Source organism: Inconstantimicrobium porci (assembly GCF_009696465.1).
Lineage (GTDB): Bacteria > Bacillota > Clostridia > Clostridiales > Clostridiaceae > Inconstantimicrobium > Inconstantimicrobium porci.
The window spans coordinates 1-22,021 of the sequence record NZ_VULX01000005.1 but is presented as its reverse complement, the minus strand read 5'-3'; the positions used below and the strand labels follow the sequence as shown (position 1 = coordinate 22,021).

The 22,021-nt window shown below is 31.9% G+C and carries 22 protein-coding genes and 1 pseudogene; 21 read left to right on the top strand and 2 right to left on the bottom strand.

Annotated features, from left to right (window positions below; translation table 11 throughout):
- The first annotated feature begins 60 nt into the window (after positions 1-60).
- From FYJ33_RS05395 to FYJ33_RS05300, 20 genes are all read left to right on the top strand, one after another.
- Positions 61-2,931 carry a penicillin-binding transpeptidase domain-containing protein gene (locus FYJ33_RS05395; protein ID WP_154530737.1) on the top strand — a complete coding sequence of 957 codons (2,871 nt, stop codon included), beginning with the start codon at positions 61-63 and terminating at the stop codon, positions 2,929-2,931.
- Between the two features lie 172 nt (positions 2,932-3,103).
- The gene (minC, locus tag FYJ33_RS05390; protein WP_154530736.1) at positions 3,104-3,733 is read left to right on the top strand and encodes a septum site-determining protein MinC; all 630 of its coding nucleotides are present in this window, start codon (positions 3,104-3,106) and stop codon (positions 3,731-3,733) included.
- Positions 3,734-3,750: 17 nt separating this feature from the next.
- Positions 3,751-4,548, top strand: coding sequence for a septum site-determining protein MinD (minD, locus tag FYJ33_RS05385; RefSeq protein ID WP_154530735.1), 798 nt, complete (start codon positions 3,751-3,753; stop codon positions 4,546-4,548).
- Positions 4,549-4,560: 12 nt separating this feature from the next.
- Positions 4,561-4,830 (top strand): cell division topological specificity factor MinE, encoded by a 270-nt coding sequence (gene minE / locus FYJ33_RS05380; RefSeq protein ID WP_277643522.1) that lies wholly within the window; start codon positions 4,561-4,563, stop codon positions 4,828-4,830.
- Between the two features lie 240 nt (positions 4,831-5,070).
- Positions 5,071-6,174, top strand: a complete 1,104-nt coding sequence (rodA, locus tag FYJ33_RS05375) for a rod shape-determining protein RodA (protein WP_154530734.1) — start codon at positions 5,071-5,073, stop codon at positions 6,172-6,174.
- A 102-nt stretch (positions 6,175-6,276) separates the two neighbouring features.
- Positions 6,277-6,660, top strand: coding sequence for a methylglyoxal synthase (locus FYJ33_RS05370; RefSeq protein ID WP_154530733.1), 384 nt, complete (start codon positions 6,277-6,279; stop codon positions 6,658-6,660).
- A 243-nt stretch (positions 6,661-6,903) separates the two neighbouring features.
- Positions 6,904-7,698, top strand: a complete 795-nt coding sequence (locus tag FYJ33_RS05365) for a M23 family metallopeptidase (protein WP_154530732.1) — start codon at positions 6,904-6,906, stop codon at positions 7,696-7,698.
- Between the two features lie 19 nt (positions 7,699-7,717).
- The gene (locus FYJ33_RS05360) at positions 7,718-8,578 is read left to right on the top strand and encodes a site-2 protease family protein (RefSeq protein WP_154530731.1); all 861 of its coding nucleotides are present in this window, start codon (positions 7,718-7,720) and stop codon (positions 8,576-8,578) included.
- Positions 8,579-8,692: 114 nt separating this feature from the next.
- Entirely contained in the window at positions 8,693-10,543 is a 1,851-nt protein-coding gene (locus FYJ33_RS05355; protein WP_154530730.1) for a TIGR03960 family B12-binding radical SAM protein, read from the top strand.
- The gene (locus tag FYJ33_RS05350; RefSeq protein WP_328598659.1) at positions 10,527-11,228 is read left to right on the top strand and encodes a TIGR03936 family radical SAM-associated protein; all 702 of its coding nucleotides are present in this window, start codon (positions 10,527-10,529) and stop codon (positions 11,226-11,228) included. Before FYJ33_RS05355 ends, FYJ33_RS05350 begins: the two co-directional genes overlap by 17 nt.
- 349 nt (positions 11,229-11,577) lie before the next feature.
- A complete protein-coding gene (locus tag FYJ33_RS05345) occupies positions 11,578-13,023 on the top strand; it encodes a ribonuclease E/G (protein WP_277643517.1) in 1,446 nt (481 codons plus the stop codon).
- A 133-nt stretch (positions 13,024-13,156) separates the two neighbouring features.
- Complete coding sequence (rplU, locus tag FYJ33_RS05340) at positions 13,157-13,468, top strand: 50S ribosomal protein L21 (RefSeq protein ID WP_154530728.1); 312 nt, start codon at positions 13,157-13,159, stop codon at positions 13,466-13,468.
- Between the two features lie 5 nt (positions 13,469-13,473).
- Positions 13,474-13,848 (top strand): ribosomal-processing cysteine protease Prp, encoded by a 375-nt coding sequence (locus tag FYJ33_RS05335; RefSeq protein WP_154530727.1) that lies wholly within the window; start codon positions 13,474-13,476, stop codon positions 13,846-13,848.
- Between the two features lie 4 nt (positions 13,849-13,852).
- Positions 13,853-14,152 (top strand): 50S ribosomal protein L27, encoded by a 300-nt coding sequence (gene rpmA / locus FYJ33_RS05330; RefSeq protein WP_154530726.1) that lies wholly within the window; start codon positions 13,853-13,855, stop codon positions 14,150-14,152.
- A gap of 120 nt (positions 14,153-14,272) precedes the next feature.
- The gene (gene obgE, locus FYJ33_RS05325; protein WP_154530725.1) at positions 14,273-15,571 is read left to right on the top strand and encodes a GTPase ObgE; all 1,299 of its coding nucleotides are present in this window, start codon (positions 14,273-14,275) and stop codon (positions 15,569-15,571) included.
- Positions 15,572-15,588: 17 nt separating this feature from the next.
- On the top strand, positions 15,589-15,891 hold the full coding sequence (yhbY, locus tag FYJ33_RS05320; RefSeq protein WP_154530724.1) for a ribosome assembly RNA-binding protein YhbY: 303 nt from the start codon (positions 15,589-15,591) through the stop codon (positions 15,889-15,891).
- On the top strand, positions 15,891-16,493 hold the full coding sequence (nadD, locus tag FYJ33_RS05315) for a nicotinate-nucleotide adenylyltransferase (protein ID WP_154530723.1): 603 nt from the start codon (positions 15,891-15,893) through the stop codon (positions 16,491-16,493). The genes yhbY and nadD overlap by 1 nt, the downstream gene beginning before the upstream one ends.
- Entirely contained in the window at positions 16,471-17,085 is a 615-nt protein-coding gene (yqeK, locus tag FYJ33_RS05310) for a bis(5'-nucleosyl)-tetraphosphatase (symmetrical) YqeK (protein WP_328598658.1), read from the top strand. The genes nadD and yqeK overlap by 23 nt, the downstream gene beginning before the upstream one ends.
- A gap of 131 nt (positions 17,086-17,216) precedes the next feature.
- Positions 17,217-18,434, top strand: a complete 1,218-nt coding sequence (locus tag FYJ33_RS05305) for an LCP family protein (protein ID WP_154530722.1) — start codon at positions 17,217-17,219, stop codon at positions 18,432-18,434.
- A 57-nt stretch (positions 18,435-18,491) separates the two neighbouring features.
- Positions 18,492-19,388, top strand: a complete 897-nt coding sequence (locus FYJ33_RS05300) for an RluA family pseudouridine synthase (RefSeq protein WP_154530721.1) — start codon at positions 18,492-18,494, stop codon at positions 19,386-19,388.
- A gap of 1 nt (position 19,389) precedes the next feature.
- Here FYJ33_RS05300 and FYJ33_RS05295 read toward each other — a convergent pair whose 3' ends face one another.
- Positions 19,390-20,679, bottom strand: a complete 1,290-nt coding sequence (locus FYJ33_RS05295; RefSeq protein WP_154530720.1) for a D-alanyl-D-alanine carboxypeptidase family protein — start codon at positions 20,677-20,679, stop codon at positions 19,390-19,392.
- A gap of 130 nt (positions 20,680-20,809) precedes the next feature.
- Between FYJ33_RS05295 and FYJ33_RS05290 the strand changes: the two genes are divergently transcribed.
- On the top strand, positions 20,810-21,502 hold the full coding sequence (locus tag FYJ33_RS05290; RefSeq protein ID WP_154530719.1) for a helix-hairpin-helix domain-containing protein: 693 nt from the start codon (positions 20,810-20,812) through the stop codon (positions 21,500-21,502).
- Positions 21,503-21,719: 217 nt separating this feature from the next.
- Here FYJ33_RS05290 and FYJ33_RS16030 read toward each other — a convergent pair.
- Positions 21,720-22,021, bottom strand: a pseudogene (locus FYJ33_RS16030) (transposase); the annotation flags it as partial.

Here is a 22,021-nt window from a genome sequence, read left to right as displayed (position 1 = left end):
TTATAATCTCTGCCTAGCTGCTTTTGAATAGAAAGTAAATTCAGTATAGAGGTGATTATATTGGACAAGCAAAAAAAGAAAAAAATAAGTAGATATTCTTTATTAATGGCAGTTATGTTTACTATATCAATCGTTATTATAATAAGGCTTGTTTATCTTCAGGTTTATAAAAATGGTGAGTATGAAGATAAAGCTAATGTTGCAAGCAGACATTTTGTGGAAGAAAAAGCACCGAGAGGTAAGATTTATGATAGCAAAGGAAATGTTCTGGCAACAAGCATAGAAACATATAATGTAACTTTTTCGGATACAAAAAATAGTAAAGCAAGTTTTTATTCAACAATGAATTCAATATTCAAGATATTAGATGATAACGGAGAAAAGCAAAAAGATGAATTTAAATTACAATATAGTAAAGATAAAGGTTATTACTTTGAATTTAATGTAAACAGTGATAAAACAAAAAAAGCTCTTGAATTATCGTTTAAAAGAGACAGGGGCATAACAGATTTTATTAAGGGAAAGCTTTTCCCAGATAATGATTCAGGTGATTTAAATGAACAGGAGCAGAAGCAGGTTGATGAAGAAGCTGCAAAAGTTACACCAGAGCAGTGTTTTGATTATTTATTATGTACTTATTCTATGTATTCTGATCTTTCAAATTTATCAAAGAGTCAGAGTGCAGAGTTGTCCGATAAAGTATCTTCTGCAAAATCAGTAAAAGAAGCATTAAATATATATACTGAAGCTGCTAAACAACTTAAATTAAAATACAGTGCGGACAAGCTTAGAAGATATATGCTAGTCAAGGATGCATTAAAGATGCAGTCATTTACAAGCTATAATCCTATAAATATAGCAGAGAATATTAAAAAGGATACAGCATTTATAATTTATCAGAAGCTTGTAAATCTTCCAGGGGTATATGTTGAACTTGAACCGGTAAGGACATATCCTAACAAGACACTTGCATGTTCTGTTCTTGGGTATTTATCATCAATAGATTCAAGTAAGAAGGAAAAATATGAGGAGCAGGGATATGACATAAGCAACGATAAAATAGGAGTCAGTGGAATAGAGGCTGCATTTGAAAAATATTTAAAAGGTACAAAAGGTGGAAAAACTATAAAAGTTAATTCTCAGGGAAGGCAAACAGAAGAACTTTCTCAGCTTGAAGTTCAGCCAGGTAACAATGTACATTTGACAATAGATGCAGAGCTACAGGCTGTAGCAGAGAGAGCATTAAAAGAAAATCTTGAAGGATTACAGAAATCTCATGATACAAAAAACGCTACAAGAGGTGCTGTTGTTGTTCAAGAAGTTAATACAGGAAGAATATTGGCACTCGCAAATTATCCTAACTACGATCCTAATACTTTTTCAATTCCAGGCTTATTAACTGATGCAAAGATAAAAGAATACTTTACTCCCGATTATGAATCATATGCTAATGCATATATAGCAAAGAATGGTTTAAATAAGACATATGATGATTTATTTCCAAAGAATAGTGATGGAAGCAGGAACGATCAATATGAAATATACCCTAAGATAATGTATAATTATGCAACAGAAGGCCTTATGCCTCCAGGGTCAACATTTAAGCCATTTACTTCTCTAGTTGGGCTACAGCAGGGCGTAATTACACCAAGCACTATAATTAGAGATGAGGGTGTGTTTGACAAGTATCCTGAAGTATCAGGTGCAAATAAGACTTATGCACCAGTTTGCGAAGAGTACATGCTGAATCATGGTACTCATGGGAATATAAATGTATCTGATGCACTTAAAGTTTCATGTAACTACTTCTTTTATGAAACAGCATATCGTCTGTGGAAACAAGCTGGAGGCGGAATTAAAGGACTTAATGCATTTGCAGATTATGCTGAAAAAGTTGGGCTTGGTTATAACTTAAAGAATAAAGATGATGCGGGTACAGGAATCGAAATAGCAGAAAAGTTTGGTAATGCATATAATTTTGATAGCTTTAAAGAAAATTTATGTCTATATGCTAAGTTTGATCTTGTATCAGCTTTAGAAAAAGGACAATATGGACAGTATAAGTTTGTTCCGTTTGATATAGGTAATAAAGACACTGATAGCGAAGAATTAAAGAAAGCCAAAAATAATGTTAAAGATATGGTTATCAATAGAATTAGGCAACAGGGTACATCAGCAAATGCCTTGGGTTATAATGAGTTTGTAAAGAGCCTTAAAGAGCCTCTTACTAAAGTAGCCAGCCTTTCTGATGTATATAAAGAAGAAATTAAAAAGCGTTCTACATCTGTAAATTCACAGATAGAGATAGTTGCAGAAGCACTTGGACAGTTTACTATATATGATAAAGGAAGAGCTGTTACAACTCCAGCAGAAATTATCAATGCATCTATAGGACAAGGAACTAACCAGTTTACTCCTCTGCAGCTTGCAGGCTATATTTCGACTATAGTTAATGGCGGTACTAGATATAAAGCTCATCTTGTAGACAAGATAACAGATGTGGATGGCAAGAATATTGATGAATTTAAGCCGGAAGTATTAAGCAAGATTGATATCTCACCTCAAAACTTAAATGCGATAAAAGTAGGTATGAATGCCGTTAATGAAAAAGGCGGTGGTACAGCTGCTGCAAGATGGACTGGATTTCCTATTCAGACTGGTGGTAAGACTGGTACTGCATCATATACGAGTGATCCTAAAGTTCAGGCATCTGTAGGAAGAGCTGCATATGGTGTATATGTATCTTTTGCACCTCTTGATAATCCTAAGATAGCAGTTTGTGCAGTAATATATGATGGTGCAGCTGGTAATAATGCAGCTCCTATTGCTAGAGCAATATATGAAAATTACTTTAAGGAAGAACTTAAAAAACAAAATTATAAACCTCAGGCTTCATATGCTTATGACCCTGTTATAGCAAAAGAAAAATAAAAAATAAATTTCTCTTTATGTTATTGAAATATAATTATATAATTAATATATGAAAAAATAGAGGATTTTATCATTTTCTGTTGAATAAAGATGTGATGACTGGTATTCTTAAATAATCGGATACTCATCATATCTTTATTAATACAGAGGTATTTATTAATCGGAGGTCAGTATGGTAGACGAGAGAATATTTATTAAAGGCAATAAAGATGGCATTAATGCTGTTGTTAATATGAATAAATTTGTTGATTATGAAGATATGGTACAAACTCTTGTTGAAAGACTGAAAAAAGGCAAGAGATTTTATAGAGGATCAGTACTTACAATAATTGCCGATTTAACAGATATTGATGAAAAAAAGCAGAGAAAACTCAGAGATTTATTATTCGATGAAGTTTTAATAAGAGACTGCATCTTTAAAGATAAAAGAGAAAAAGAAGTAAAAATGTTTTCTGGAGTCTATGAAGGAAAGACAAGATTCATTCAAAAAACTATAAGGGGAGGCCAGCATATTGATTATCCTGGTAATTTAGTGATAATAGGGGATATTAATCCTGGCTCAGAAGTTACGGCTTTTGGCAACATTATAGTTTTAGGAAAGCTTAGAGGACGTGTACATGCAGGTGCAAATGGTAATAAGAAAGCAGTAATTGCAGCTTTTTCATTACAGCCTGAAGTACTTCAAATAAGTGGGATATTAACAATATCACCTGATGGTGAGAAACCTCAATATCCTGAAGTAGCTAAAATTAAGGATGATGAAATAATAGTAGAACCCTATTTACCTAATAAATTTATTTAATAATGGAGGAGATTTTCATGGGAGAAGCGATAGTAGTAACATCAGGAAAGGGTGGAGTTGGAAAAACAACAACTACAGCCAATATAGGAACAGCCTTAGCATCACTTGGAAAAAAAGTTGTTGTAGTTGATGGGGATACAGGTCTTAGAAACCTAGATGTTTTAATGGGACTTGAAAATAGAATAGTATATACATTAATCGATGTAATAGAAAACAGATGTAGAACAAAACAGGCACTTATAAAGGATAAGAGATTTCCAAACTTATTCTTACTTCCTACAGCTCAGACTAAGGATAAAAATGATATTCAGCCACAGGAAATGCTTAAACTTATAAATGAATTAAAGGAAGAGTTTGATTACATATTAATTGACTGTCCAGCTGGTATAGAACAAGGATTTGAAAATGCAATAGTTGGAGCAGATAGAGCTGTTATTGTTGTTAATCCTGAAATAACTTCAGTAAGAGATGCTGATAGGGTTATCGGAAAGCTTGATGCAAGAGGTCTTGAAGATCATAAGGTTATAATTAATAGATTAAATTATGAAATGACACAAAGAGGAGATATGCTTTCAGCTGATGATATAGTAGAAACTTTATCAGTTAAACTTATTGGTGTCGTTCCAGATGACAGAAGCATAACTGTTTCAACTAATAAAGGAGAGCCTATTGTTCTTGATGAGAATGCATTAGCAGGCAAGGCTTTTAGAAATATTGCAAAGAGAATTACTGGTGAAGAAGTTGCACTAATAGATTTAAGTGAAACTTCAGGTGGATTCTTTAGTTCAATTAAAAAGTTTTTTGGCAGAAAGTAGGGGGTGTAAGAAGTGGATTTATTAAATGGATTATTCACAAAAAAATCCACACCAAAACAAGTGGCAAAAGACAGATTAAAGCTGATTCTTATTCATGATAGAGGAGAATTGTCACCAGAGATTTTGGCGAAGATAAAGCAGGAAATTCTTGAGGTACTTAATAAGTATATAGAAATTGATATGGATGATATGGATATAGCAGTAACAAAGCCAGGTGAAATTGAAGGAGATTCAGCATCACTTGTAGCTAATATTCCTATTAAGAACTTAAGAGGAAGATAAATAATTAAATAATTATCAATTTAATCAGAAAGTCGTGCATCCGCATGGCTTTCTTAATTTTTAATTGAAATGACAAATTGGAAATGCTAAATTAAATGAAGATTGGAATCTTACTAATATAACATTAATAATAACTTAATATTTAAACCTTAAATTATTGTACTTTTTTTGATATAATATACTATATGTTAATGAAGTTATTGAGCAATATAGGACTTAATAGTATTTGGAGGTGAGGAGTTGTTTAATAAATTTAAACTTGATTCAAAATTAGCAAGAGAAGTGGACTGGGGAATTATAGTTTCCATAGTACTTATAGTTCTATTTGGAATTGTTAATATATATATGGCAATTGGAAGTAAGAATGCAGGTAAACAGCTTGTATGGCTTATTATTTCTTTAGTATGTTTATATTTTTTGATGCTTATTGATTATAATATGCTTGAAAATTATGTGGTTATATTTTATTGGTTTAATGTAGTGCTGCTAGTGCTTACGAAGTTTGTTTTAGGAAGTAAGATAAATGGGGCAGTAGGATGGATAAAGTTTGGACCGGTTTCGTTTCAGCCTTCAGAGCTCGCTAAGATTGCAGTAATACTTATGCTGGCAAAGAAGATACAGGATTTTGATGGAAAGGTTAATAATCTTAAAAACTTTATTATCCTTGCCATGTATATCATAATTCCTGTTACGTTTATAGTAATTCAGCCAGATATGGGGATGACAATGGTATTTTTCTTTATAGCGCTTGGCATATTTTTCTGTGCAGGGCTTGATGGTAAGGTAATAGTGTCAGGATTATTTGGATTATTTGTGGCTATAGCACTCGTTTGGAATTCAGGACTAATAAAGGGATATCAGAAGAGAAGACTTATATCATTCCTAAATCCAGAAGCTGATGCATCAGGAGATGGTTTACAGGTGAGTAGAGCACTTATTGGAATTGGCTCTGGTGGAGTTTTTGGAATAGGAATTAAAACATCAGGTTATGCAGATGCATTTGTGCCAGAAAACCATACAGATATGATATTCTCAGTAATAGCGCAGCATTTTGGAACAGTAGGATGTGTATTCTTACTTGTTTTATATGCAATACTTATTTATAAGATGATTGAAATAGCAAGAACTTCTAAAGATATATTTGGAAGTGTAATTTCGGTAGGAATGGCATCATATTTTATTTATGCTATACTTCAGAATATTGGAATGAATCTTGCTATAATGCCGGTAACAGGTATTACACTACCGCTTGTAAGTTATGGAGGAAGCTCACTTCTTACAACTATACTTTCAATAGGTCTTGTTATTAATATCGGAATGAGAAGAAAAAAGATACATTTTTAGAGTTAATGCAAATAGTAATATGTATTTTAGTTTTCTAAGAAGTTACATTATGAAGAATGAATTATAATATTATAAGGTATTAAAGTAAGGGGAGAATAGTTTATGAACATTAGTTTAATTGCACATGATAATATGAAAGATGATATTGTTGAATTGGCAAAGAGATTCGAAAATGTTTTAAAAGAACATGAATTATATGCTACAGGAGCCACTGGTGAAAGAGTAATGGAAAACACTGATCTTGAAGTACATAAAGTGCTTCCTGGTCCTATGGGTGGTGACCAGCAGATTGGAGCAATGATTGCTGAAGGAAATATGGATATGGTGATTTTTTTGAGAGATCCACTTACTGTACAGCCTCATGAACCAGATGTATCAGCATTAATAAGATTATGCGATGTACACAATGTTCCAATTGCAACAAACCAGGGAACTGCAGAAATATTTTTTAAAGCACTAGCGACAACAGGAAGATTTGAAATCTAAGTAAGAGTCAAAATTTAATATAGTATATTAGAAAATCATTCAGTTAAAATATTAGCTGAATGTTTTTTTATAGCTTATAATATAAGATTTATCAAAAATTGATCAATGATTATTGGTGACTGATCATTACATCATAAGGAGTATTAAAATTTTAATTATTTATTCAACGTTGAATTATAGTATATTCGAAATCTTTACTAATATATATATAGTGTGAAGATAATTTTTACAGGAGGATGTTAAATGAATAATTATCAGGAAGAAACAAAAAGTTATTATCAGCAGCTGTATAAAAAGGCAGTTCATAAGTCACCGGAAGATAACTTCAGTAGGAACTCTTTTGATGAAAGATTGACAGAGCAGAATGTTAATAAACCGTTAATTAAATTTAATCTCGGAAATAGATTGATTCAGGAATTCACAATAACATTTCTGCTGTGTGTTTTTGTTTTTGGATGTAAGATTATAAATACATCACAGTCACAATATGTTTATAAATATGCAAAAAATATATTAGACATTGATCTTACAGAAAAAGTTACTAAGTATATTCAGATAGATTCTATAAAAAAGAATTTTGATAATGCGGTAGATACATTGAAAACAAAATTTGATGCTGCAGGTAATGATGATAGCACAAAACAAAAAAATGATGAGGGTTTTAATAGTGTGAAGAACAACATAGTATCACCTATTAATGGCAATATTGTTGAAGATAAAGATAAGCTTGTTTCTGGAAAAGGAGTACTGATCAGTGCAAAGGAGGGTTCACAGATTTTCAACCCATATACAGGTGTTGTAAGAAAAGTTATCAAAAATGATGATAAATCTAATACTGTCATAGTAAATAATACAGATGGTGTTGAGGTGAGTTGTACTGGACTTTCAGATGTGTATGTAAAAGAAGGAGATAAAGTCGATAAAGGTGAAGTTCTAGGCAAAAGTACAGTAATAGGAAAGAGTAAGATTGCAGCAATAATATTCGCAATAAGTTATAAAGGTGAAGAAAAGGATCCAAAGTCAGTGATTAATATGTAAAATTTACAAGGAGTGTATTATGGTAAAAGTAAGCAGATGGCTGTTTCCTCAGATATTGATACTTATGATTTTAGGATGGAAATCAGAAATATTTTTATCATTTTTATTTATTATAATACATGAGCTTTCACATTATTATGCAGCACGAGCTTTACATGTGGAAGTGGAAAAATTCAACATACATCCTTTGGGTACAACTATCGAGCTACAAAGCATAGATGAACTTTCACATAGAGAAGAAATTATTATTTTTAGTGTAGGTGCATTAAGTAACTTGATGTTAGCAGTTATATTTCTCGTTATATATAAATGGTTGGGTTCAGTATTTCTGCATAAATGTTTTGTAATAAATCTTGCACTAGGAGCATTTAATCTAATACCAGCAATTCCATTAGATGGTGCTAAAATTTTAAAAAGTATACTTAGTTTGAAAATGTTATTTAAGAAAGCACATAACATCATTATATATTCCAGTTTTATAACAGTAGTATTGTTTTGTCTCATACTTGTAATAAATTTTTACTACGGAAAAATAAATATATCCATTTTACTTATAACGGTAATGATATTTATAGAGACATATAAAGAAAAAGGAAGGGTAATGTATATAATAATGGGGGATATAATAAGAAAACAGAAAAAGTTTTTGAAAAGCAAATATATAATCAACAGAATGATTTCAGTTCATTATAAAGAAGGGCTTTTAAGTCTTTTGGGATATACAAATAAGAACACGTATCATATTTTTTATGTGCTTGATGATAATATGAAGATGATAGGGGAAGTTACAGAACAGGAGGTTGTAGAGGCGCTTAAGGTATATGGTAATATTTCGCTTGAGGAATATATAAATAGCAGGAATAAAAACACATTGGTTTAAGAAAGGTTTTATGTTAAAATATATGATTAGATAAGATAGTTTAAGGGGATGTTGATATAAGAGGTCTTTTATGCAGCAGCCCTTTAATTTATCAATAAAATAACGGAGGCAAACATGGTAAATATATCAGATGACATATTATGCAAAGTTGAAAAACCAGCAAGATATATAGGCGGAGAAATAAATGAGATAAAGAAGGACATAGAATCAGTTGATATAAGATTTGTATTCTGTTTCCCAGACGTTTATGAAGTAGGAATGTCACACCTTGGAACGAGAATTTTATATCATACAATAAATGAAAGACAAGATACATATTGTGAAAGAGTATTTGCACCATGGACTGACATGGAAGAGCTTATGAGAAAGAATAATATTCCTCTATATACTCTTGAAACTAAAAGTGCACTTGGTGATTTTGATATGCTTGGATTTACACTTCAATATGAAATGAGTTATACAAACATATTAAATATGCTGGACATGAGTGGAATACCATTAAAGTCAAGTGAAAGAGGCGAAGATTTTCCAATCATAATGGCTGGAGGACCTTGTGCATATAATCCTGAACCATTACATGACATCATTGACTTCTTTGAAATAGGAGAAGGCGAAGAAATGATGAACGATGTGCTTGATTTATACAGAGAGTATAAAGGTAAGAGTAAAAAGGAATTCTTAAGAGCAGTATCTAAGATTGAGGGTATATATGTGCCATCACTATATGACGTTTCATATAACGAAGATGGAACAATAAAAGAATTCAAGCCTAAATATGACGATGTAAAGCCTGTAGTTAAGAAGAGAATAATTAATAATTTTGATAAGGTATCATTCCCTGTAGATATGATTGTTCCTTATACTGAAATTGTTCATGATAGAGTTGTACTTGAATTATTCAGAGGTTGCACTAATGGCTGTAGATTCTGCCAGGCAGGAATGATATATAGACCAGTAAGAGAAAAGAAACTTGATACTCTTCTTGAAGAAGCTGATAGAATGCTTAAAGCATCAGGATATAAGGAAATATCATTATCTTCTTTAAGTACATGTGACTATTCAGATATAACTAGACTTGTTAGCAAGCTTATTGAAAAGCATAGCAGTGAAAAAGTATCTGTAGCACTTCCTTCAATAAGAATGGATGCTTTCTCAGTTGATCTTATAAAGGAAATCCAGAAGGTTAAGAAGACTGGACTTACATTTGCACCAGAAGCAGGTTCTCAGAGAATGAGAGATGTTATTAATAAGGGACTAAATGAAGAAAGAATACTTGAAGCAGTAAGAAATGCCTTTGAATCTGGTTGGAGTACAATAAAGCTTTACTTTATGATAGGACTTCCATATGAAACAATTGATGATGTTAAAGCTATAGGAGAGCTTGCACATAAAGTTGAAGATCAGTACTATGGAGTACCTAAGGAAAAGAGAAACAGAGGACTTAGGATAACAGTGAGTACTTCTATCTTTGTTCCAAAGCCATTTACCCCATTCCAGTGGGCGCCAATGCAGAAATTAGACGAAGTAGATGATAAGATAAATGCTGTAAAGAGTTCTATTAAATCAAGAAACATTAATTACAATTATCATATGCAGAAGGTTTCGTATCTTGAAGCCGTATTTGCAAGAGGTGATAGAAAGCTTTGTGATGTTCTTATAAAGGCATTTAAAAATGGTGCAAGATTCGATGGATGGTCTGAATATTTTAACAATGATGTATGGATGAAGGCTTTTGAAGAATGTAATATTGATGGCGATTTCTATGCTTACAGGGAGAGAAACTATGATGAAATACTTCCATGGGATTTTATAGATATTGGTGTTAACAGAAAGTACCTTGAAATAGAAAATGAAAAAGCAAAGACAGGAGTCCTTACTAAGAACTGTAGAAAGGGATGTACTGGTTGTGGTGTTAATGTAAACTTTAAAGAAGGAGAGTGTTTTGAAGGTGCGATACTTAATTAAATTTACAAAAGAAAATAGTATAAAGTTTATATCACATCTTGATATGCTTAGAACTATTCAGAGAATAGTAGGTAAGTCTGGGATAGATATATCTTATTCAAAGGGATTTAATCCTCATATGGCAACAGCAATAGCCCAGCCATTATCTGTAGGAGTTTATTCATTAGGAGATTACATGGATATAGAACTTGAATCAGAAATGGATGAAGATAAACTTATAGAAACACTTAACGAAGCATCTCCTGAAACTATACATTTTATATGTGCAAAGAAGATACCGGCACCACTTAAAAATGAAAAGAAAATACCACCATCAATGGCGCTTATTGATGCTGCAAAATATACAATAATTATAAAATACAATAATACAGATGTTCTTTCGGCTGAATTAGATAAGCTTTTTGCAAAATCAGAGTGGATTACTATTAAAAAGACTAAGAAGGGCGAGAAAGAAGTAGATATCAAGAAATTGGTTAAAACTATAGAGTACAAGATTGATGAAGATAAGCTTATACTAAACTGCTTAATAAGCTGCGGCAGCAGAGAAAACTTGTCACCAGATTTATTAGCAACTTTTATCAAAAGTAACACAACAAACTTTGTTGAAGACGGATTTGTAGAAATAAGAAGAGAAGAAATGTACACACTACAGGATGATAAACTTGTAGAATTATATAAACTATAATAATTTAGAATTTAGATTTTAAAATTTAGAATTATGGCTAGAACTCCCGTTGTGGGGAGTTCTAGCCAAGGCATAAGCGAACATACCAAATCAAAGATTTGGTATGTTCGCTTAAAAAGAGGGATTGGCCCTCTTTAAATCTTCTTAATTGTTCAATTTGAAATATTTATTTTAAATTGAAAGGTTGGAGGCGGAAGCCTCCATTATAATTTAGAAATCAGTTTGCTGATTTCATCCTCAATTTTTAATTTTACATTTTAAATTCTAAATTAATTTAAAAAATAAATTATTAATATAAAAATGTTTTAAATAGTATATTTACATGAGTTAATAGAGAGAGGGTGCTTGTGTGAGGGAGATTTTTATTGAAAGAAGAGACAGGATATTAAGAATAGCTGTCAAAGAAAAAGGACAACTTTATGAATGTTTCATTGAAGAGGAAGAGGAACGTAATGAACCTCTATGTGGTGAAATATACAAAGGGAGAATCAAGAATATAGTTCCTGCAATATCAGCAGTATTTGTTGATATCGGACACAAAAGAGATGCTCAAATGAATATGAAAAAAGGCAGAACTTATAAGCAGGGTGATGAAGTTATTGTTGAAGTTTTAACAGAACAAATCGGTAATAAGGGTGCCAAGGTTACTGAGGAATATTCTGTTGCTGGAAGATATGCAGTATTAACTGTTAACAGACAAGGACTTTCTGTATCAAGAAGAATAAAGGATGAAAGAATAATAAATAACTTAAAAAATGAACTGGTACTGCCAAATGATGTAGCTGTGACTATCAGAACTAGTGCAGAAGATACAGATGTATTACATGTAAACAAAGAGATAGATTCAATCTATGAAAAAATATGTGATATAAATGAAAAATCGAAATACATATTGAAACCACAGAGAGTTTATGGTGAAAACAGTCTTCTTCATAAGGTGCTTATAGATAATATAAATAATCAGACATCAAAGATAGTTGTTGACAGCAAAGATGATTATGAACTTATAAAAAAATATATAGGCGATGAAGATGAAATTGATGTTATACTTCATGAAGATTACAGGACAATGTTTGATTACTATGGCATAGAAAGAGAAATAGTAAGTCTTAGACATAATACTGTTAACCTTAAAAATGGCGGACAGATTGTCATTGATAAGACTGAAGCTTTGTATGCAATAGATGTAAATTCATCAAAGAATATTTCACATGGTAATAAGTTTGATACAGCAAAGAACACCAACATGGAAGCAGCTTATGAAATAGGTAAACAGGTAAGACTCAGAAACTTAAGCGGTATGATTATTGTTGATTTTATAAAGATGAGAGATGATAAGGACAAAGCAGATGTGCTTAATGCTCTTAGAAAAGCCTTCTACAATGATAAGACAAATACAAGGATATATCCTTTTACTGAACTTGATCTTGTACAGATATCAAGAAGGAAAAAAGGAAAGAGTATTTACTCATATATTGAAGAAAAATGCGAAGCATGTGACGGTCACGGCAAAAGACTTAAGCTTTCATATATAGAAAATCTGATTAGAAATGAAATATTACGTGTTGAAGGTGAAAATGCAATTAATGATTTTTATATAGAGCTGAGCGAGCATTATGAAAAATCAGTAAAAGGTGATATTTTTACGTTTTTAAAGGAGATTGAAGGTATAACAAAGAATATTTATCTTAATTTTGTGCCAGGAATCGACAGCTTTAAGGTAGAACCTTTGCTATTCAAAAAACAGGTGGAAAACCTTGCAAAATACAAGGTGAATAATATAGAATTTTGCTAAAAGTAACTTTACAAAAATATGCTGATATGATAAAATGGCATTTGTAAACCGCACACGAAAGGTTTTTATCTAAACATAAATCATTTGATTTGTGTACCCGAAGTGGCGAGTCCGTTATGAGGAGGTGTTTTTAATGTACGCAGTAGTAAAGACAGGTGGAAAACAATTCAGAGTTCAAGAAGGAGACGTAATATTCGTTGAAAAGCTAGAAGCTGAAGTTGATTCAACAGTTGAACTTACAGAAGTTTTAGCAGTAGCTAAAGACGGCGGCATTACAGTTGGTAGTCCAGTTGTAGAAGGTGCTAAAGTTGTAGCTAAGGTTGCAGCACAAGGTAAGGCTAAGAAGGTTATAGTATTTAAGTATAAGAGAAAGAAAGACTACAGAAGAAAAAATGGTCATAGACAACCTTATACTAAATTAGTAATCGAAAAGATCGAAGCTTAATTATTATGATTAAAGTTATTTTTAAACATAATGACAATAACATAATTGGTTTTAAGATAGAGGGCCATGCTGTTTCGCAAGAGGTAATGGATGCTACTATTGGAGATGCTTATGATATGATATGTAATACAGTATCAGTACTTTCGCAGAATGTTCTTATTGGAATACAGGAAGTATTAAAGCTTAGACCACTTTATGAAATTGAAAATGGCTTTTTAGAAGTTAATCTTAATAATTTATCAGAGGATGATATTGAAAAATGTCAGGTTTTGATGAAGACATTTGATTTTACTTTAAAAAGCACAGTAATGGCTTTGAACAAAAGTTTAGGAAATAAAACGAGAAGTCAATATATAAGAATATTGAAAGAGGAGGTGTAACCTTATGCTATTAATGAACCTTCAACTATTTGCCCACAAAAAAGGGGTTGGTAGTTCTAAGAACGGTAGAGATTCTGAATCAAAGAGATTAGGAGTTAAATCTGCTGACGGACAATTCGTATTAGCTGGAAACATCATAGTTAGACAAAGAGGAACTAAGATTCATCCAGGAAACAACGTTGGAAAGGGCAAAGATGATACATTATTTGCTAAAGTAGACGGAGTTGTAAGATTCGAAAGAGTCGGAAAAGATAAGAAGAAAGCTTCAGTTTACCCACTAGATCTTGAAGAAATAGCTGAATAAACTTTAAGCTGATGAAAAAGCATCCTAGCAATAGGGTGCTTTTTAAAATATATGGACAAAAAAAGGATATACTATTATATAGATATAAATAAAGAATAAAATAGAAAGTAAGGTGATTATATGTTTATAGATACAGCCAGGGTCTTTATTAAATCAGGAAAAGGCGGAGATGGTGCTATATCTTTCAGAAGAGAAAAATATGTACCACTTGGCGGTCCAGATGGTGGAGACGGAGGAAAAGGTGGAAATGTAATTTTTGTAGTAGATACAGGAATAACTACACTTCTTGACTTTAAGTATAAAAGAAAATTCGTAGCACAGGATGGACAGAACGGTGGTACATCTAAGTGTTATGGAAAAGATGGTGAAGACTTAATAGTTAAGGTGCCACTTGGAACTCTAATTAAAGACAGTGAATCAGGCAAGATAATGTGCGATTTATCACACAAGGATGATACATATGTTGTTGCCAGAGGTGGAAAAGGCGGAAAAGGAAACTTCAAGTTTGCTACACCTACAAGACAGGCACCAAAATATGCTGAACCAGGTATGCCTGGAGAAGAAAGATTTATTAATCTTGAACTTAAACTTTTAGCTGATGTGGGACTTTTGGGATTCCCTAACGTTGGAAAGTCAACATTTATATCAACAGTTACAAAGGCAAGACCAAAGATAGCAAACTATCACTTTACAACATTAAAACCAAATCTTGGGGTTGTAAAGGTTGAAGGAATTGAACCTTTTGTTATAGCAGATATACCAGGAATTATTGAAGGAGCTGCTGAAGGTGTAGGACTAGGACTAGAATTCTTAAGACATATCGAAAGAACAAGAATACTTGTTCATATAGTTGATATATCAGGAGTTGAAGGAAGAGATCCAGTAGAAGATTTCGTTAAGATAAATGAAGAACTTAAGAAATATAACGTAAAACTTTGGGATAGACCTCAGATAGTAGTTGCTAACAAGACTGATATGCTTTATGATGACGATGTTTTCGAAAACTTTAAGAAGAAAGTTAACGAAATGGGCTATGACAAAGTATTCAAGATGAGCGCTGCTACTCATGAAGGTGTTGAGGCTGTTGTTAAGGAAGCCGCAAGAATGCTTAAGGAAATTCCAATAACAGGACTTGAAATCAATCCGGAAGATATGTATGTTCCAGAAGAAAAGAGATTTACTTACGAAATTTCAGTTGAACCATTTAATGATGGAGAAGAATCATACAATATATACAATGTTACAGGCTCATTTGTTGACAGACTTCTTAGCGCAGTAAATGTTAATGAGCCTGATTCACTTAGATATTTCCATAAGGTACTTAACAATAAGGGCGTATTTAAAGATCTTAGAGAAATGGGTATCAAGGATGGAGATGTTGTAAGAGTCAACGATTTCGAATTTGAATATGTATTATAGTAACGGAGGATATTAAATTGATTACAACTAAACAAAGAGCTTATTTAAGAGGGCTTGCAAATAAGATAACACCTATCTTCCAGGTAGGTAAAAAGGGTGTAGAAGACGAAGCTTTCATAAAGCAGGTTGAAGCTGCACTTGAAAAAAGAGAATTAGTTAAGATTACAGTCCTTGAAAACAGCGGACTTACTTCAAGAGAAGCTTCAGATTTTTTATGTAAAGAAATAGGTTGCGAAGGAGTTCAGGCTATAGGAAGCAAGCTTGTACTTTATAAGCAATCTAAAAAGAATCCTACAATAGAACTTCCAACAAAGAAGTAATGAAAAAAATTGGTGTATTTGGTGGCTCATTTGATCCTATTCATAATGGCCACCTTTATATCGCATATGAAGCTTTTAAAGAGTTAAAGCTTGACAAGGTGATATTTATACCTGGAGGGAATCTTCCACATAAAGATTCTTCCCATATGACAGACAGCTCATCAAGATATAATATGGTCAAGCTAGCGATTAAAGATTATAAGAATTTTGAAGTAAGTGATTATGAAATTAAGAAAGAAACAAAATGTTATACATTTGAAACGCTGGAACATTTGAAGAGCGAAGAAAAAGACTCAGAATTATATTTTATTATTGGCGCAGATTCGCTGATTAATCTTGATACATGGAAATGTGTTGACAGAATAATGAAGAATGCTGTGCTTGTTGTGCTTACAAGACCTGGCTATAAAGAAGCTGAAATAGAAAGCCAGAAAGAGAAGTTTGAAAAGATGTATGGGGGTAAAATTATATTACTCAATACACTTAACTTAGAAATAAGTTCTACTTATATAAGAAATGCAGTTTCTAAAAATGAAAACGTAGACTTTTTCTTAAATAGCTCAGTAAGCAGATATATTAGTGAAAATAAATTGTATAGGTAGGAAATTAACTGTGTGGAGTAAAGAAGAAATTATAGATTATTTAAAAGATAATTTAAAGGAATCAAGATATATCCATACAATGGGTGTTGTACAGTGTGCAATAAAGCTTGCAAAACTTAATAATATTGATCCTAAAAGAGCAGAGATAGCAGCATTGATTCATGATGCAGCCAAATATATGGATATAGAAAAACAGAAAAAAATTATTAAAGATCATGGTTATGATATTGATGAAGTTATGGAGGAATCTCCACAGCTTTTACATGGATTTACAGCATCTATTCTTGGCAAAGATATGATGGGTATTGAAGATGAAGAGCTACTTTCATCTGTGAGATATCATACTACTGGAAAGAAGATTATGACCACTCTTGAAAAAATAATATATATAGCTGATTATATAGAACCAAATAGAAATTTTCCAGGTGTTGAAGATTTAAGAAAAATAACTTTTGATAATCTTGATGAAGGAGTTTTACAAGGTTTATCGAATAGTATTATATATGTGGTAAAAAATGGCAATATGATACATCCACTTTCATTGGAGGCCAGAAACTATCTTATATCACAGAAAAATAAGTCTATACTTTAAAATATAATAGTGCAAAGAATATTAAAGAGAATATATTATATTTAATAAATTCTTAATTTTAATTTTATAATGTTGTTTATAATTAGTGGTATTATTATATTAAGTATGGTAAATATTTCAGGGGTGAGCATATGGGAAAAGTAAACAGTGAAAATTATAAGTTTAAATTAAGAATTTTATCATTACTAATTCTCGCCATACTGATATGTGGCGGGATTTTTTTATACAAAAACTTCCTGACTAATAAAATATTATATGAAGCAGATAAGAAGAAGGCAGACAAGTGCATCAATGTACTTCTTGTAGGGCTTGATATAGGTGATCCTACTCAGAAAAATAATGAAAAGATAAAGAGAACAGATACAATTATGCTTGTTAAATTTAATCCTAAAACTAAAAAAGCAATCATAGTATCTATTCCAAGAGATATACTTGTAGTGGTAAATGGTAAGAACCAGAAGATAAATAATGTAATGGCGCTTAAGGGTGAGAGCGGACTTAGAAAACAAATTGAATCAATGCTTTATCAGCGTATAGATTATATTGTTAAAGTTAATTACACTGGCTTTAGAAAGATGATGGATGCCATTGGTGGTGTTAATGTGGATATTGATACTGATATGAAATATGATGATATTACTCAGAATCTGCATATTGATTTGAAGAAGGGTAAGAATGTGCATCTAAATGGTCAGCAGTGTGAGCATTATTTCAGATGGAGAAAAAACAACGATGGAAGCGGATTAAGTGATGGTGACCTTGGCAGAATTAATAATCAGCATAAATTTATTGAGGCAGTCATTGCAAAATGCAAGTCACCGTCTATAATTCTTAAGGTCCCAGGAATACTTAAAGCACTTCCTGAAACTATTGAATCTGATATGAGCAGAGACGAAATGATTGGCTATGGTCTTAACTTGCTTGACCTTAAAAGCAGCAACATAAAAATGGTTACGCTTAAAGGTACACCAGTAAACATTTCAAAAATATCATATTTGAAGTATAATGAAAACAGCAACAGAGAAATACTAGATTTAATAAGTGGCGATGCACCTGCTGAGGTTGCTGATGTAAAGAGGGAAAATCTTAAGATTGAAGTGCTCAATGGAACATCAGTTAATGGACTTGCAGCATCTGCAGCTAATAAATTGAAAGCAGATGGATATAAGAACATAAAAATAGGTAATTCCCGTAGCAAATGTTCAGAATCTGTTATAAAACTTAAGAACGACAAGCTGAAATTTATTGTAGCTAATGATACAGGAATAGCTAAGATTGAAAATGTAGAAGCAAATGATCTTGGTGAATATGACGCTATAATAGTTCTTGGCAAGGATTATAAGAAATAAAGATAATTTGTGCGAAAAGCATTTATTTTTAGAATAAAGCTATTAATGGAGGAAATAATGAGCAGCATAAGCAAAGTTGTGCCTGAAATTTATTCTGGCAAGAAAATAAGAGAATTTTTAAAAGAAGATGTAGGTTTATCTACAAGAATTATAAGAAGCGCATCACTTGATAAAAGGATAAAAGTTGATGACCAGCCTGTAAAGATGAATTTCAAGTTAGGAGAAGGGCAAGTTGTATTTATTGATCTTGATAAAGAAGAAACGCAGAATATTGAGCCGCAGGATATACCTATAGATATCGTATATGAAGATGAAGACATTCTTGTAGTAAATAAGAGACCGTTTATGACAGTACATCCTACAAGAAGCCACCCGGATGGTACTTTAGCTAATGCTGTAATGCATTATTATAAAAATTCAGGGCAGAACTGTATTGTAAGACTTGTAAGCAGACTTGATATGAATACATCAGGACTTCTTATTTTAGGCAAGAACCAGTTTGCTCATATGCAGCTTTCAAAAGAGATGAAGACAGATAAATTTATTAAGAGATATCTTGCCATAGTACATGGTCATCTTGAGCAGGAAAGTGGTACAATAAATCTTCCAATATACAGACCATTAGAAGACAGAATTAAAAGAGTTGTTGATGAAAGAGGACAAGAGTCTATAACACACTATAAAGTAGTGGGGAGATTAAAGGATGCTGATCTTGTTGAATGTGTTCTTGAGACTGGAAGGACTCATCAAATTCGTGTTCATTTAAGCCATTTAGGTCATCCTATATTCGGAGACACGTTATATGGTGAAGAGTTTGACGACAGTAGTGTTATTGAAAGACAGGCACTTCATGCATACGGACTTGATTTTGAAAGTCCTAGAACAAGAAAAAGCCTTTCTCTAAGAGCTTCACTTCCACAGGATATGGAAGAGCTTAAAGAAAGACTTAAATAACTTACTGTGCTTTTTTATGTTTTGATTTTTTTACAAATAAATATAGAATAAATATGACTGTAAGAGAACCAATTGTTATATAAATATAAGTTTTGGAGTTATTTGAAAACTTTGATGATAATTCGTTCTCTTTTTCTTTAGTAATACCACTGCATAAATCAATATTTAAGGCATACTTGTTATTGACTGAAATGGAGGCAGTAGCAACTTCATCACCTTTTTTAAAGTGTACTTTGTTTAAGTTTTTTGGAAGATTGACTTTTAACTTTAAAGAATCTTTTAATGAATTCTTGTTTTTTAGTACATCTGTTGAAAAATCCTTGTTATTAACTGTATAATACAAATCGTTTGCTGTAAGAAGTGGAACGCTTGTATTATCTTTAGTTTTATATGTAGCTATCTTTTCACCAGAAGAATACAGTTTTACATTTGTTGTATTGTTGAATCCATAGTCAAAAAGATATTTTACAAAAGGAAAATAATCATTCTTGCTTGAGGATTTCATTATTGTAACTATTAAAGTTCTGCCATCTTTCTGAGCTGCACATGTAAAAGTATGTTCTGATTTTATTGTATAACCTGATTTGCCTGCAACCGTAGGTTCATAATAGAATGAATTTTTTTTGAAAAGAAGTTCATTCTTATTGTTTACCCATTTTTCAAATGTATCTCCTGGAAGAGGAGGAAATTTATAATTTAGCACTCTTGATATACGTACATAATCTGGATACTTTAATGCTTCCTTTAAGATTAATGAAAGCTCGTATGATGTTGTTTTATTAGTTGTTACATTATCATCTTCCCAAAGTCCGCTTGGATTAACAAATTTAGTATGTTTAAGCTTTAAATCCTGAGCCTTTTTATTCATCATTTCAATAAAGTGCTGTCTTGTTCCACCAACATGTTCTGCTAGTGCTTCGGCACAGTCATTTGCAGATTCAAGAAGTAGTCCGTGTAGAAGATCTTCCACTGTATATTGATCACCCTTCTTTAAACCAATTGAAGTACCTTCTGCTCTTTCTGGATTTTCACCTACTGTAACTTTATCTGTGAGTTTTGAATTTTCTAAAACTATTATTGCAGTCATGACTTTTGTTGTAGAAGCGGGTACCATAACTGTATTTTCTTTTTGACCTAAAAGTACTTGTCCAGTTTCAGCATCAACAAGTGCATAGCTTTCGCAGTCACTTTTAGTATTATCCTCAGCAAATGCATTCTGACAGAAAAAAATAGAATTGCACAAAATGAAAACAATAACAAATAAAATTATAGAATTGATTCCTTTTCTCATAATATGTACCTCTTATTTAGTTTTTATATTCATAAATTATAGCAAAAAAGCAAAAAATAAGCTATAAAAATAGAATATTATGTTAATAATTATTGATAGGCAATGTAGAAATTAGAGGTGAAAGTGAAAAATGAGGAGAAAGGAAAAAATAATAGGGGCTGTTATAATAGCTGTAATTGCTGCAGTATGTATAACTGTTGGATATATTAATTCTTCGTCAAAAAAGATAAGTCAGAAGGATGTGGAAGCTATGTTTATTGATGATGGTAAAGGCTCGTCAGAATCAACAGATGCATTTTCAGAAAAGAGCAGTACTTCAAATAAGAAATCAGCTGGTAATGATGGCAGTAACAAAAATACTGGTGCTGCCTCTGGAGTTATTAATGTTGAAATAAAAGGTGAGGTTAAAAATCCTGATGTTTATAAAATGGATAGCGGCAGCATAGTAAATGATCTTATTCAGAAGTCAGGAGGTGCTAATAATGATGCTGATTTGTCATCGATAAACAGAGCAGCGAAACTTTGTGATAATCAGTGCATAGTTATTCCTAAAAAAGGTGAGAAAAGTCTAGCTAAGCCCAATAATACTATTAATAATACAAGTAGTGTATTATCAGGAAATACTCAAAGTGAACTGATAAATATAAATACTGCTGACAAGGAAACGCTGAAAAAATTATCAGGTATAGGTGATGGGAGAGCACAGAAGATAATTGACTACAGAACTGAACATGGTGATTTTAAAAATATAGATGAAATAAGAAATATAAGTGGAATAGGGGAAGCAATTTATAATAACATTAAAAATAAAATAACTGTATAAATATATTCAAGTCAATACAAACTTGTGGTAAAATTAACTTAATATAAAAGTTTTATTTACTAAAATAGACATGAGCATAATTGATCTTTAAAAATTTAATATTGATATAGAGAAATATTTTGGAAAAGTTAGGTTTTTTATTAATAAAGTGACTCAAAAAAGGGTATACTATCCCCATGAGGATGATAGAATGTAAAATATTGGATTGTAGGACGGTTTACGAAACTCGTTTAAGTCCGTTTAGTGAACGAATCTTATCTTGGTTTCCAACTGCAATAGCAGCGATTGCAACAGTTAACAGGCAAATATGCCCTAAAGTGTTTAAGTTAGATACAGATTTAATGTTTCTAACAGAAGCATTTTCGAGATTAAGGTTTTTAAATCTTGAATTGTATCTTTCGGATTCTGTCCTTTTTGAGTAGTATAGTTTAAAATAATCTGATGTTTCATCAACGGATGCCCGATAATCGGTTCCGGTAGATATATATTTTATACATCCTCTATTTTTATGACCATTAT